The organism is Rhodococcus sp. AD45-ID (genome assembly GCF_003023755.1).
Taxonomy (GTDB): Bacteria; Actinomycetota; Actinomycetes; order Mycobacteriales; family Mycobacteriaceae; genus Rhodococcus_F; species Rhodococcus_F globerula.
The window spans coordinates 2487143-2499364 of the sequence record NZ_PYHL01000001.1 but is presented as its reverse complement, the minus strand read 5'-3'; the positions used below and the strand labels follow the sequence as shown (position 1 = coordinate 2499364).

Sequence of the window (12222 nt, the reverse complement as noted above, 5' to 3'; positions counted from 1 at the left end):
ACACTTGAACTCGGTGTCAACATTGAGTTTGTCGCGAATATCCCTCAGTAGCAGTGAACTTCGGAAAGGTGAGTAGCGTGGTGGATGACGACTCGCGGATATCCGAACTGCCTCTTGCCCCGCCGGCGGGGCATCGTGATCCGCCGAGCACCGAACGGGGTGCTCGCACCAGGGCTGCTCTGATCGCCTCTGCACGTGTGGTTTTCGAGCGGGCCGGCTATTTGGATGCGCGATTGATAGATATAGCGAAGGAAGCTGGGTGTGCTACCGGTTCCTTCTACACCTATTTTGCCAACAAGGAAGAGGTTTTTGCGGCCGTCCTCGAGGTAGCTCGTGAAGAAATGATGCATCCGGGCATCGGTAGGGTTGCGGACACTGACGATCCATATGCCGTTCTGGAGGCAAGTAATCGGGCGTATCTTGCGGCATATCAACGGAATGCAAAGTTGATGGGATTGATGGAGCAAGTTGCCAGTATCGACCCGGAGTTCCGCAGGATTCGCAACGAGCGGGCAGATGCATTTATTCTGCGCAACGCGCGAGGTATCGCCGAACTGCAAGAACGTGGTGTCGTTGATCCCGGCTTGAATCCGCTGCTTACGTCAATGGCATTGTCCGGCATGGTGAGTCGATTTGCCCACAGTGTATTCACGTTGGGTGACGGGCGAGTGGAAGGCAGGCCGGTCGAATTCGACGAGATTGTCGGCACCGTGACGGATCTGTGGGCCAATGCGCTGAAGTTCCCGAGGCGGAGCTGACGAAGCGCGCCCTGGTCGAGAGTGCTCAGGGCGCGCTTCGAAAATCGTCTCAGCTCTTCTCGACGACGCGAGCTACCGCTTCCGCGACGGCCACAGGCTTGTCGGAACCTTCGCGTTCGAGCACCTGGCGCGTCTTTACCTGGATACCGCCAGGCAACTGCTCGGCGGACACCACGGTTGAGCGCATCCGCAGTCGCGAGCCCACCGGGACCGGCGCGGGGAAGCGCACTTTGTCGTATCCGTAGTTGAGGCTGTGCGCAAAGCCGTCGAAGGCCAGGAGTTGGGAGGAGAACTGTGGGCCCAGTGAGAGGCTGAAAAGTCCGTGCGCGATGGTGGTGCCGAATGCGCTCGCCGCCGCACGCTCTGGGTCGACGTGAATCCACTGGTGATCGTTGGTGACCGCGGCAAAAGCGTCGATGCGATCCTGCGTGATCTCGTACCAGTCGGTGGGTCCCAGTTCCTGGCCGATCAACTTCTCGAGCTCGGCAAACGTGGACGGGCGGACGGGCAATTGCTCTTCAGTCATCGTGGTCCTTTACTCGCAGTTCAGGAGGTTGGAAAATAGATTCCAGCGGCGACGGTTGAAGTTGACGCCGGATTCAACTATACATGACAAGAGACGTGGATCACGGTAAAAGCTTTCGGTGAATGCAAGCGAGAGGAATCGCCAATGAAGGTCGCCCAGAAGGTTGCAATTGTCACCGGAGGTGGAGGCGGTATCGGGGGAGCGCTCGCCAGGAAGTTGGCGGCGGAGGGCGCCCGCGTAGTTGTGGCCGATCTCAATGCCGATGCAGCTGCCGCTGTGGCCGACGCGGTCAACGCAGGGCACCCAGGATCGGCGGTCTCTGCCGGTGGCGACGTGTCAGACGCCGGTGTGATCGAGGGGTTGATCGCGCAGGCTGAGGAGGCTTTCGGTCCCGTTGATCTCTACTTCGCGAATGCCGGTATCACCGGCGGCCTCGGTCTCGACGTCGACGAGGACGGCTGGGACGTAGCCTTCGACATCAATGTGCGGGCCCACATTCGCGCTGCTCGTTTGTTGGTTCCCGGATGGGTCGAGCGCGGCGAAGGGTACTTCGTCAGCACCGCTTCGGCTGCCGGCCTGCTCACGCAGGTCGGTTCGGCGGTGTACTCGGTTACCAAGCATGCGGCAGTGGGTTTTGCCGAGTGGCTGTCGATGACATACGGAGACAAGGGCGTCCGAGTCAGCTGTCTGTGTCCGATGGGTGTCAACACCAAGCTCCTCTATGAAGGGAAAGAGACCGGTGATCCCCTCGGAGTCGCTGCGACGGGAGCTGTCCTCGCTGCCGGCGAGGTGATCGAGCCCGACCAGTGCGCCGAAATCGTCTTGGCTGCAATGGACGCCGAGCACTTCCTCATCCTCCCGCACCCCAAGGTACTGGACATGTACCGGCAGAAGGGCGCTGACTACGATCGCTGGCTCAGCGGAATGCGCCGTTACCAGGCGTCGTTGCTCGCCGGAACGCGATGATTCCGGAACTTGTACTTTCGCAGCAGCGTGGGTCCGTCCTGCTGCTGACTTTCAATCGTCCGGATGTCCTGAACGCCTGGACAAACGAACTCGAGGATGTGTACTTCGATCTACTGGCCGCCGCGGACGACGATCCCGACGTCCGGGCAATCGTGATCACGGGTGCGGGTCGCGGATTCTGCTCGGGTGCAGATCTGAGCAACCTGAAGAACGTCGGCGACGTTTCCGACGAGGATCTGGTGAGGCCTCGGTCTCGCGAGTTTCCCACGTCGCTACGTAAGCCGTTGATCGGCGCCATCAACGGAGTAGCGGCCGGACTTGGTTTCGTGGAAGCGCTGTACTGCGACGTTCGATTCGGTTCGTCTGCAACACGATTCACCACCGCATTTGCCAAGCGTGGGCTGATCGCCGAGTACGGCATCTCATGGATGTTGCCTAGACTTGTCGGCCGGAGTCGGGCCACCGATTTACTGCTGTCGAGTCGAATGGTCGGAGCCGACGAGGCCTACCGCATCGGACTGATCGACCACCTGGTCGACGGTGATGTCGTAGAAGCTGCGGTTGCCTACGCCGCAGAAATTGCGGCCAACTGCTCGCCGACCTCGTTGTCCGTCATGAAATCCCAGCTGAGCGCCGACGAGACCGGCACGTTCGACGAATCCACGCAGCGCGCGGAAACGCTCATGGTCAACGCATTTCGCGGACCGGACGTCGTCGAAGGTGTCGCGAGTCATCTGGAGCGTCGGCCACCTAATTTTCCTTCCCTCTCTGTCAGGAGTTCACATGTCAGTCTTTGAGTTCTCGGATCGCACGAAGAAGTACCAGGCCGAACTGCTCGACTTCATGGACAAGCACGTCTATCCGGCCGAAGCGGTCTACGAAGCGCAGATGCGTGAGTCCGGTAACCCGCACTTCCAGCCGCCGATCATCGACGACTTGAAGAAGGAAGCCAAGGCGCGTGGGCTGTGGAACCTCTTTCACCCGCACCCCGAATGGGGCCCCGGCCTGACCAACCTGGAATACGCACCGCTCGCGGAGATCATGGGCCGCAGTCACCTGGCTTCCGAAGCCACCAACTGCGCCGCTCCGGACACGGGAAACATGGAGGTGCTCACGCTCTTCGGCACCGACGAGCACAAGGAGAAGTACCTCAAGCCGCTTCTCGAAGGCGAAATCCGGTCTGCCTTTGCCATGACCGAACCCGAGGTTGCCAGCTCCGACGCCACCAACATCCAGCTCCGCATGGATCGCGATGGCGACGAGTACGTACTGAACGGCCGTAAGTGGTTCGCTTCCAACGCTTTGCACCAGAACTGCAAGGTTCTGATCGTCATGGGCAAGACGGACTTCAATGCCGCGACGCACCGCCAGCAGTCGATGATGGTCGTGCCGATCGACGCTCCCGGCGTCACCATCGTGCGTAACCTGCCCGTCTTCGGTTACCAGGACCGCGAGGGACACGGCGAGATCACCTTCGAGGACGTACGCGTCCCGGCCAAGGACATCCTCGCCGGCGAGGGTGAAGGTTTTGCGATCAGCCAGGCCCGCCTCGGCCCCGGCCGCATTCACCACTGCATGCGTGCAATCGGAATGGCCGAGCGCGCACTGGAACTGATGTGCAAGCGCGCATCCACCCGCATCACCTTCGGAAAGCCCGTCAGCGACAACGCCAACATCCAGGACTGGATCGCCGAGGCGCGCATCGATATCGAAATGGTTCGGCTACTCACGCTCAAGGCCGCACACATGATGGACACGGTGGGCAACAAGGAAGCACGTACCGAGATCGCGGCCATCAAGGTTGCGGCCCCGAACATCGCGCTCAAGATCATCGACCACGCCATCCAGGTTCACGGCGGCGGCGGCGTGACGGACGACTTCCCGCTCGCAATGGCATACGCCCACATGCGCACCCTTCGGCTCGCCGACGGCCCGGACGAGGTACACAAGCGCGCCATCGCCAAGCAGGAGCTGCGCAAGTACCGCGAAGTCAAGGCGAACTGACATGGCAGGACTGGACCTCACCGGCAAGACTGCGATCGTCACCGGCGCATCGCGTGGCATCGGCCTCGCGACCGCGCAGGCGATTGCGGCGGCGGGCGGAAACGTCGTACTGACTTCGCGCTCACAGGAATCCGCAGATTCCGCTGCCGCACAGGTGACCGGCAACGCGATCGGCGTCGGCGCTCACGCGACGGACGAGGATGCTGCCCGCAAGTGCGTCGAGCAGACGATCGAGCGTTTCGGCAGTCTCGACATCTTGGTGAACAACGCGGGCACCAACCCGTCATTCGGGCCGATCATCAACCAGGATCACTCGCGCTTCGCCAAGACCTTCGACGTCAACGTGTGGGCTCCAGTCCTGTGGACCGGCCTGGCAGCGAGGGCTTGGATGGGCGAGCACGGTGGATCCGTGGTCAACACCGCCTCGATCGGCGGCATGGCGTTCGAGGCCGGAATCGGCACGTACAACGCGTCGAAGGCTGCTCTGATCCACATCACCAAACAGCTTGCGCTCGAACTGTCACCGAAGATTCGTGTCAACGCCGTTGCTCCGGGAGTGGTGAGAACCAAACTCGCCGAAGCTCTGTGGAAAGAACATGAAGAAGCGGTATCGGCGTCGACCGCTCTCGGACGCATCGGTGAACCCGAGGACGTGGCTGCTGCCATCGCCTTCCTGGTTTCGGATGCAGCCCAGTGGATCACCGGAGAGATCATGACCATCGACGGTGGCCAGTTGTTGGGTGATGCGCTCCCGTTCCGGCGCGGAGCGTCCGTCGGTGGCTAGCGTCGGAGTAGTGGGACTCGATACCGAAGCGGTCACCGGGTGGATCGCAGGCCTGGGGATCAACTTCACCGGGCCGTTGTCCTTCGATCGAATCGGCCTGGGGCAGTCCAACCTCACGTACCTGGTACGTGATCAGGACGGTAACCGTTGGGTGCTCCGACGCCCACCGCTGGGGCATCTGCTGGCTTCGGCTCACGACGTAGCGCGCGAAGCTCGAATCCTGAGCGCTCTCGAATCCACGGATGTACCCTCGCCTCGCGTGTTCGGGTTGACCGAGGACCCGGCTGTCACCGAAGTTCCGTTGCTGCTCATGGAGTTCGTGGACGGCGAAGTTGTCGACCGGATGCCACTTGCCGAGGCGTTGTCGGAGGATCGTCGCCGGGCAATCGGCATCTCGCTCGCTCAGACGCTGGCGAAGATACATGCCGTCGACCTGAAGCAGGCCGGGCTCGACGATCTGGCAAGCCACAAGCCTTACGCTGCACGACAACTGAAGCGTTGGGGTGGACAGTGGGAGCAGTCGAAGACACGAGAATGCCCTGATCTGGACGATCTTACGCAACGTCTGATTGCAGCTCAGCCGGCACACACCGAAACCACGTTGGTGCACGGCGACTTTCACCTACGCAACGTGATCACCTCGGCGAGCAGCGGGGAGGTTGTCGCGGCGCTCGACTGGGAACTCTGCACGCTCGGCGATCCGTTGGCAGACGTCGGAAGCTTGTTGGCGTACTGGCCGGCGGCGGGGGAGAACACGGGCGGCGATTTCCCGGCGTCGGCGCTACCGGGATTCCCGTCGCGAGACGAGATCTCTCAGATCTACCTCGACGCTACCGGGAGAGATCCGGCTGCGCTGAAGTTCTGGCATACCTTGGGCCTGTGGAAGATTGCGGTGATCGCCGAAGGCGTGATGCGTCGTGCCCGCGACGAACCGCAGAATGCGGCCGAGAGTGGAACTCCCACAGTGGAACGTATTGACGCCTTGGTGGCAAAAGCCAGGGAAATTGCAGATCAGGCCGGGATCTGACGAGATCGTCCGGTATCCGTCGAATCACGAAATCATGGAGGGCCAGTGAGCCAGGAACGTAGAACCGCAATTGTCACGGGTGCAGCACGCGGAATCGGTGCGGCAGTGGCCAAGCGACTGTCGGAAGACGGCTTTGCCGTTGCCGTGCTCGACCTCGACGAAGCAGCGTGTGCCGGAACCGTCGACGCGATCAAGGCCGCAGGCGGGCAAGCCCTGGCCGTCGGCGCTGACGTTTCCGACGAAGAGTCGGTCGCCGCAGCAGTGGAGCGGGTGGCAGCAGAACTCGGTTCGCCGACCGTACTGATCAACAATGCAGGCATCACCCGCGACAACCTTCTGTTCAAGATGAGCGTTGCCGAGTGGGACTCGGTGATGAACGTCCACCTGCGCGGAGCGTTCCTCATGTCGCGCGCGGTGCAGAAGTACATGGTGGAAGCGAAGTTCGGCCGTATCGTCAACCTCTCGAGCACGTCGGCTCTCGGCAACCGCGGACAGGTCAACTACTCCGCAGCGAAGGCCGGAATGCAGGGATTCACCAAGACGTTGGCCTTCGAACTCGGAAAGTTCGGGGTCACCGCCAACGCCATTGCCCCCGGATTCATCGAAACCGAGATGACCGCCGCAACGGCCGAGCGCATGGGAGTCGGCTTCGAGGACTTCAAGACCGCTGCCGCTTCGCAGATTCCGGTCAACCGCGTCGGGCAGCCCGAGGACATCGCGCACACCGCGTCGTTCTTCGTCAGCGAAGGCGCAGGCTTCGTTTCCGGTCAGGTCGTCTACGTCGCCGGTGGACCCAAGGACTGACTGTCCGCTCACCGCTCGAACCGAAGGAATGGGCATGGCTTTCGACGAAGAGGCAGTATCGCGTGACCTCACCGCCAAGGTGAACACGCTTCTCGCGGAACACGATCCGAACACTGTATCGGTATCGGATTTCCTCGGCGCACGATTCGACGCCGGACTGGCGTGGGTTCACTTTCCCGAAGGCCACGGCGGTCTTGATCTGCCACAGAGCTTTCAGCGACAGATCAACGCGCAATTGGCGGCAGCGGGAGCCCCGGGGCCGGACACCGGCAAGAACGGTATCGGCCTCGGCATGGCTGCGCCCACCATCGCAGCGTTCGGCACCGAAGAGCAGAAAAGAAAATTTCTGCGGCCATTGTGGACATCCGAAACGGTGTACTGCCAGCTCTTCAGTGAGCCGGGCGCAGGATCGGACCTGGCTGCCGTCGCCACCCGGGCTGTCCGCGACGGCGACGACTGGATAGTGAACGGGCAGAAGGTCTGGACGTCGGGGGCTCAGAACGCTCAGTTGGCGATTCTTGTTGCCCGGACTGATCCGGAGCGGTCCAAACACGCAGGATTGAGCTACTTCATCTGCGACATGACCGATCCCGGAGTTGATGTCAGGCCGCTCCGCCAGATCACCGGTGAGGCTGAGTTCAACGAGGTATTCCTCACGGACGTCAGGATTCCGGATGCCAACCGGCTGGGCGGCGAAGGCCAGGGATGGAAGGTTGCAACCACCACCCTGAACAACGAACGAGTGGCCATCGGTTCCGGTGCCCCTCGTGAGGGCGGAATGATCGGCAAGGTCGCGCAGGCTTGGCGCGAACAACCCGGCCTGCGGCGGCCTGCGATGCACGACGAGTTGATGCGGCTCTGGACCGAATCGGAGGTCGCGCGGCTGACGGGCGAGCGTCTGCGTCAGCAGCTTGCCGCCGGCCAACCGGGGCCTGAAGGTTCGGGAATGAAGCTGGCGTTTGCAGGCTTGGCACAGCAGATTTCAGGTTTCGAGCTGGAAATGCACGGCGAAGACGGGCTGCGGTACGACGATTGGACCTTGCGTCGTCCGGATTTTGTCGACTTCACCGGGCGTGAACCCGGCTACCGGTATCTGCGAGCCAAGGGCAATTCGATCGAGGGCGGAACGTCCGAGATCCTGCGCAACGTCATCGCAGAGCGCGTTCTCGGGTTGCCGCCCGAGCATCGCGTCGACAAGGACATCGCCTGGAAGGACCTGCCCCGATGAGCGCCGATCTGCTGTACTCCGAGACCGAACAAGACCTGCGTGCCAGTGTCCGACGTTTGCTGAGTGCGCGCTCAGGTGCCGACACCGTGGTCACTGCCTACGACGACGTGTCCGCCGACTTCACCGGGCTGTGGAAGTCCCTGGCGTCGGAACTCGGTTTGGCGGGACTGCTGGTACCTGAGGAGCTGGGCGGTGCGGGTGCGTCCACGCGTGAGGCCGCGGTCGTGATGGAGGAGATCGGCCGCGCGGTCGCTCCCGTTCCGTTCTTCACGAGTGCGGTGCTGGCGACGACGGCGCTGTTGAAAGCCGGCGAAACCGAGGTGCTCGGTCGATTGTCAGCCGGGGATTCGACGGCTGCTCTGATCGTCCCGTTATCCACTGCACCAGGTACTTTCGCGCCCACGGTCAGAGCGACGGCAAGCGGACTCGTCGGCAGCGTCACCACGGTTGCCGGCGTCGCCGAGTCCGATGTTCTTGTTGTTCCGGTTGCCGGTGAGAGTGGTGTGGAGCTGCACATCGTGCGGATCGCTGACGCTACTGTGACACCGATCCTGTCCCTGGACATGACGCGCCGATTGGCGGACGTCGAGTTCACGGAGGCGCCATCGATCCGCGTCGACAGTGGCAATGCCGCTGAGGCTGTCGAGGAGGCATTGCTCTGCGGAAGTGCACTCCTGGCCTCGGAGCAGTTCGCCGTGGCGCAGTGGTGCCTCGAGACCACGCTGGCTTATGTGAAGGAACGCAAGCAGTTCGGCCGCGCAATCGGTTCGTATCAGGCGATCAAGCATCGTCTGGCGGACCTGTGGCTCGAAGTCAGCTCTGCGGGTGCGGCCGCGCGTTATGCGGCTGATACCTATGCACGCGGTGACTCCGACGCGGCAGTTGCTGCGACGCTCGCTCAGGCGTACTGCAGCGGAGTCGCGGTTCATGCGGCGGAGGAATGTGTACAGCTTCACGGCGGGATCGGTATGACGTGGGAGTATCCGGCGCACCTGTATCTCAAGAGAGCCAAGAGTGACCAATTGACGCTGGGAACCGCATATGAGCACCGGGCGCGGCTTGCCGAGCTCGTCGACCTCCCCATCTCGTCCTGAACCACCCTCACTACCGAAACTGGAGAAAACACTGTGAAGGCTTGGCGCGTCAATCAACTCGGTGAACCCCGCGATGTCCTCTCGTTGGAGGAGGTGTCGGAGCCCACAGCTGGCGCCACGGAAATGCTGGTGAAGGTGCTCGCAGCGCCGGCGAACTTCCCTGACGTACTCATGTGCCGTGGTGAGTACCAGATCAAGCCGCCGCTGCCCTTCACTCCCGGTGTGGAATTGTGTGGTGAAGTTGTGTCCGTGGGTGATTCGGTCACGAAGTTTGCGGTAGGCGATCGCGTGATCGGCAACCCGAGCTTGCCGTCGGGTGGCTTTGCCGAATTCTCGGTGCTGGATCAGAACAACACCTTTCCGGCGCCATCGGCACTGGACGACGCCGAAGCCTCCGCGCTGAGCATCGGCTATCAGACGGCGTGGTTCGCGCTGCACCGTCGCACCCAACTGCTCGAAGGTGAGACCCTGCTGGTTCATGCCGCCGCAGGTGGCGTGGGCAGTGCCGCAGTGCAACTCGGGAAAGCTGCCGGTGCCAAGGTGATCGGTGTTGTCGGCGGACCGGAGAAGGCCGAGTACGCGCGCAAGCTCGGGGCGGACCTCGTGGTGGACCGTCACAGTGAGGACTTTGTTGCCGCGGTGAAGGAGTTCACCGGCGGCAAGGGCGCCGACGTGGTCTTCGACCCGGTTGGCGGCGATGCGTACGCAAAGTCGACCAAGTGCATCGCGTTCGAAGGCCGGATCGTCATCATCGGATTTGCCGGTGGCACGATTCCGCAACCGGCTCTCAATCATGCTCTCATCAAGAACTATTCGATCATCGGTCTGCACTGGGGCCTCTACAAGGCGTACAACCAGCAGGCCATCGACGATTGCCACGTCGAGCTCACCAGGCTCGCCGACGCAGGCTTGGTCAAACCCCTGATCAGTGAGCGGTTGTCGTTGACGGACGTTGCCGACGGTATCGGTCGCCTCGGCGACGGCACCACGGTCGGCCGAGTCGTGTTCCAACCCTGAATCGCACAACACTGGAAAGGTCCTCATGAGACAAGCTGTCATCGTGTCCACCGCCCGCACCCCGATCGGCAAGGCGTACCGCGGCGCGTTCAACAACACACAGGCTCAAGAGCTTGCTGCACATGCTATTTCGAATGCCGTTGCGCGCGCCGGGCTCGAGGGCGGCGAAGTCGAGGATGTCATCCTCGGCGCAGCGTTGCAGCAGGGATCGACGGGTGGAAACGTCGCGCGTCAGGCAGTGCTGCGGGCAGGACTGCCGGATTCGGTGTCCGGTATGACCCTCGACCGTCAGTGCTCGTCCGGACTGATGGCCATTGCGACGGCGGCAAAGCAGATCGTCGACGACGGCATGCAGATCGCGATCGGTGGTGGCGTCGAATCGATCTCGTTGGTCCAGAACGATCACATGAACAACTTCCGTGCGGCAGATCCGTGGCTGAAGGAGAACAAGCCGTCGATCTACATGCCGATGCTGCATACGGCCGAGATCGTGGCCGAACGCTACGGCGTCACGCGTGAGCAGCAGGACGAGTTTGCACTGGTGTCTCAGCAGCGCACTGCAGCAGCTCAGGAAGCAGGCCGTTTCGATCTCGAGATCGTGCCGCTGACGTCGGTCAAGCAGGTTCAGAACAAGGAGACCGGCGAAATCGGCACCGAGTCGGTCACACTCACTCGCGACGAAGGTAATCGTGCGTCCACCACGTTGGAGGGCCTCGCGAGCCTGCGTCCGGTGCTGGCCGACGGTACTGTCAGCGCGCATTCGTCCATCACCGCCGGAAATTCGTCACAGCTGTCCGACGGCGCGTCGGCATCGGTGTTGATGGAGGCTGGTGAGGCGGAACGTCGCGGCCTGGCTCCTCTTGGCATCTACCGCGGAATGGCTGTTGCCGGTTGCGCACCGGACGAGATGGGAATCGGTCCGGTATTCGCGATTCCGCGTCTGCTCGACCTGCACGGACTGAAGATCGACGACATCGATCTGTGGGAATTGAACGAGGCATTTGCTTCTCAGGCGCTGTACTGCCGCGACAAGCTCGGCATCGACCCCGACAAGTACAACGTCGACGGTGGCGGAATTTCCGTTGGACATCCGTACGGGATGACGGGTGCGCGGTTGGTCGGCCATGCTCTCCTGGAAGGGAAGCGCCGCGGCGCCAAGCTGGTTGTTGTCACCATGTGCATCGGCGGCGGCATGGGTGCTGCCGGGCTTTTCGAGGTCGCATGAGCTTGCTGGAGGGATTGTTCGACGTCAGTGGCAAGACTGTCGTCGTGACGGGTGGTTCGCGCGGAATCGGCTACATGATCGCTCGAGGATTTGTCGAAGGCGGCGCGACGGTAGTCATCTCGGCCCGGAAAGCGGAAGCGTGCGATGAAGCAGCGCGAGAGCTTTCCGAGTTCGGCACCTGCATCTCGCACCCGGCGGACTTGTCCACGGACGAGGGAATCGAGAGCCTCGCTGCGAAGGTCGCCGAGATTTCGCCGACACTCGACGTGCTGGTGAACAATGCCGGCGCAACGTGGGGCGCCCCCGTCGACGATTTCCCGGCAGCCGGCTTCGACAAGATCTTCGACATCAACGTCAAGGCGATCTTCCTGCTGACGCAGAAGTTGTTGCCACAGTTGCGTTCTGCGGCGACGGCAGACGATCCCGCCCGAGTGATCAACATCGGATCGATCGACGGTCTTGTGGTGTCAGGCTCGGAAAACTTCTCGTACGGAGCGAGTAAGGCCGCAGTGCACATGTTGACCCGCAAGTTGGCGGCGACGCTTGCCGTGGAACAGATCACGGTCAATGCCATTGCGCCTGGACCATTTCCGTCGAAGATGATGGCCTTTTTGCTCGAGAACGAGGAGAGCGCACGGGCGGTGGCGGATTCGGTTCCGCTGGGCCGGATCGGAACGCCACAGGATGCGGCCGGTCTTGCAATCTTCTTGTCCTCACGCGGCGGCGCCTACTTGACGGGGACGGTAATTCCCCTCGATGGTGGAACGAGCGGAGCTCGCTGATCGGTTG

13 protein-coding genes are annotated in these 12222 nt (G+C 62.1%); 12 read left to right on the top strand and 1 reads right to left on the bottom strand.

Features of this window, described 5'->3' with window-relative positions:
• The first annotated feature begins 77 nt into the window (after positions 1-77).
• The gene (locus C7T36_RS11470) at positions 78-758 is read left to right on the top strand and encodes a TetR/AcrR family transcriptional regulator (protein WP_045066754.1); all 681 of its coding nucleotides are present in this window, start codon (positions 78-80) and stop codon (positions 756-758) included.
• Between the two features lie 49 nt (positions 759-807).
• Here the strand turns inward: C7T36_RS11470 and C7T36_RS11465 are convergent, their stop codons facing one another.
• Positions 808-1284, bottom strand: a complete 477-nt coding sequence (locus C7T36_RS11465; protein ID WP_045065467.1) for a MaoC family dehydratase — start codon at positions 1282-1284, stop codon at positions 808-810.
• Positions 1285-1428: 144 nt separating this feature from the next.
• Between C7T36_RS11465 and C7T36_RS11460 the strand changes: the two genes are divergently transcribed.
• The 11 genes from C7T36_RS11460 to C7T36_RS11410 are packed head-to-tail and all read left to right on the top strand — an operon-like array spanning position 1429 to position 12215.
• Positions 1429-2250, top strand: a complete 822-nt coding sequence (locus C7T36_RS11460) for an SDR family oxidoreductase (protein WP_033233628.1) — start codon at positions 1429-1431, stop codon at positions 2248-2250.
• Complete coding sequence (locus C7T36_RS11455; RefSeq protein WP_045065465.1) at positions 2247-3047, top strand: enoyl-CoA hydratase-related protein; 801 nt, start codon at positions 2247-2249, stop codon at positions 3045-3047. The genes C7T36_RS11460 and C7T36_RS11455 overlap by 4 nt, the downstream gene beginning before the upstream one ends.
• On the top strand, positions 3034-4254 hold the full coding sequence (locus C7T36_RS11450) for an acyl-CoA dehydrogenase family protein (protein WP_045065464.1): 1221 nt from the start codon (positions 3034-3036) through the stop codon (positions 4252-4254). The genes C7T36_RS11455 and C7T36_RS11450 overlap by 14 nt, the downstream gene beginning before the upstream one ends.
• A 1-nt stretch (position 4255) precedes the next feature.
• Positions 4256-5038, top strand: coding sequence for an SDR family oxidoreductase (locus tag C7T36_RS11445; protein ID WP_045065462.1), 783 nt, complete (start codon positions 4256-4258; stop codon positions 5036-5038).
• Positions 4998-6065 carry a phosphotransferase family protein gene (locus tag C7T36_RS11440; RefSeq protein ID WP_045065460.1) on the top strand — a complete coding sequence of 356 codons (1068 nt, stop codon included), beginning with the start codon at positions 4998-5000 and terminating at the stop codon, positions 6063-6065. Before C7T36_RS11445 ends, C7T36_RS11440 begins: the two co-directional genes overlap by 41 nt.
• 45 nt (positions 6066-6110) lie before the next feature.
• Complete coding sequence (gene fabG, locus C7T36_RS11435) at positions 6111-6869, top strand: 3-oxoacyl-ACP reductase FabG (RefSeq protein ID WP_033233624.1); 759 nt, start codon at positions 6111-6113, stop codon at positions 6867-6869.
• Positions 6870-6903: 34 nt separating this feature from the next.
• The gene (locus C7T36_RS11430) at positions 6904-8097 is read left to right on the top strand and encodes an acyl-CoA dehydrogenase family protein (RefSeq protein WP_045065458.1); all 1194 of its coding nucleotides are present in this window, start codon (positions 6904-6906) and stop codon (positions 8095-8097) included.
• On the top strand, positions 8094-9191 hold the full coding sequence (locus C7T36_RS11425; RefSeq protein ID WP_045065456.1) for an acyl-CoA dehydrogenase family protein: 1098 nt from the start codon (positions 8094-8096) through the stop codon (positions 9189-9191). The genes C7T36_RS11430 and C7T36_RS11425 overlap by 4 nt, the downstream gene beginning before the upstream one ends.
• Before the next feature lie 33 nt (positions 9192-9224).
• The gene (locus C7T36_RS11420) at positions 9225-10208 is read left to right on the top strand and encodes an NADPH:quinone oxidoreductase family protein (protein WP_045065454.1); all 984 of its coding nucleotides are present in this window, start codon (positions 9225-9227) and stop codon (positions 10206-10208) included.
• Between the two features lie 25 nt (positions 10209-10233).
• The gene (locus C7T36_RS11415; RefSeq protein WP_045065451.1) at positions 10234-11433 is read left to right on the top strand and encodes an acetyl-CoA C-acyltransferase; all 1200 of its coding nucleotides are present in this window, start codon (positions 10234-10236) and stop codon (positions 11431-11433) included.
• Complete coding sequence (locus C7T36_RS11410) at positions 11430-12215, top strand: RhlG family 3-oxoacyl-ACP reductase (RefSeq protein ID WP_045065448.1); 786 nt, start codon at positions 11430-11432, stop codon at positions 12213-12215. The genes C7T36_RS11415 and C7T36_RS11410 overlap by 4 nt, the downstream gene beginning before the upstream one ends.
• The last annotated feature ends 7 nt before the right edge of the window (positions 12216-12222 follow it).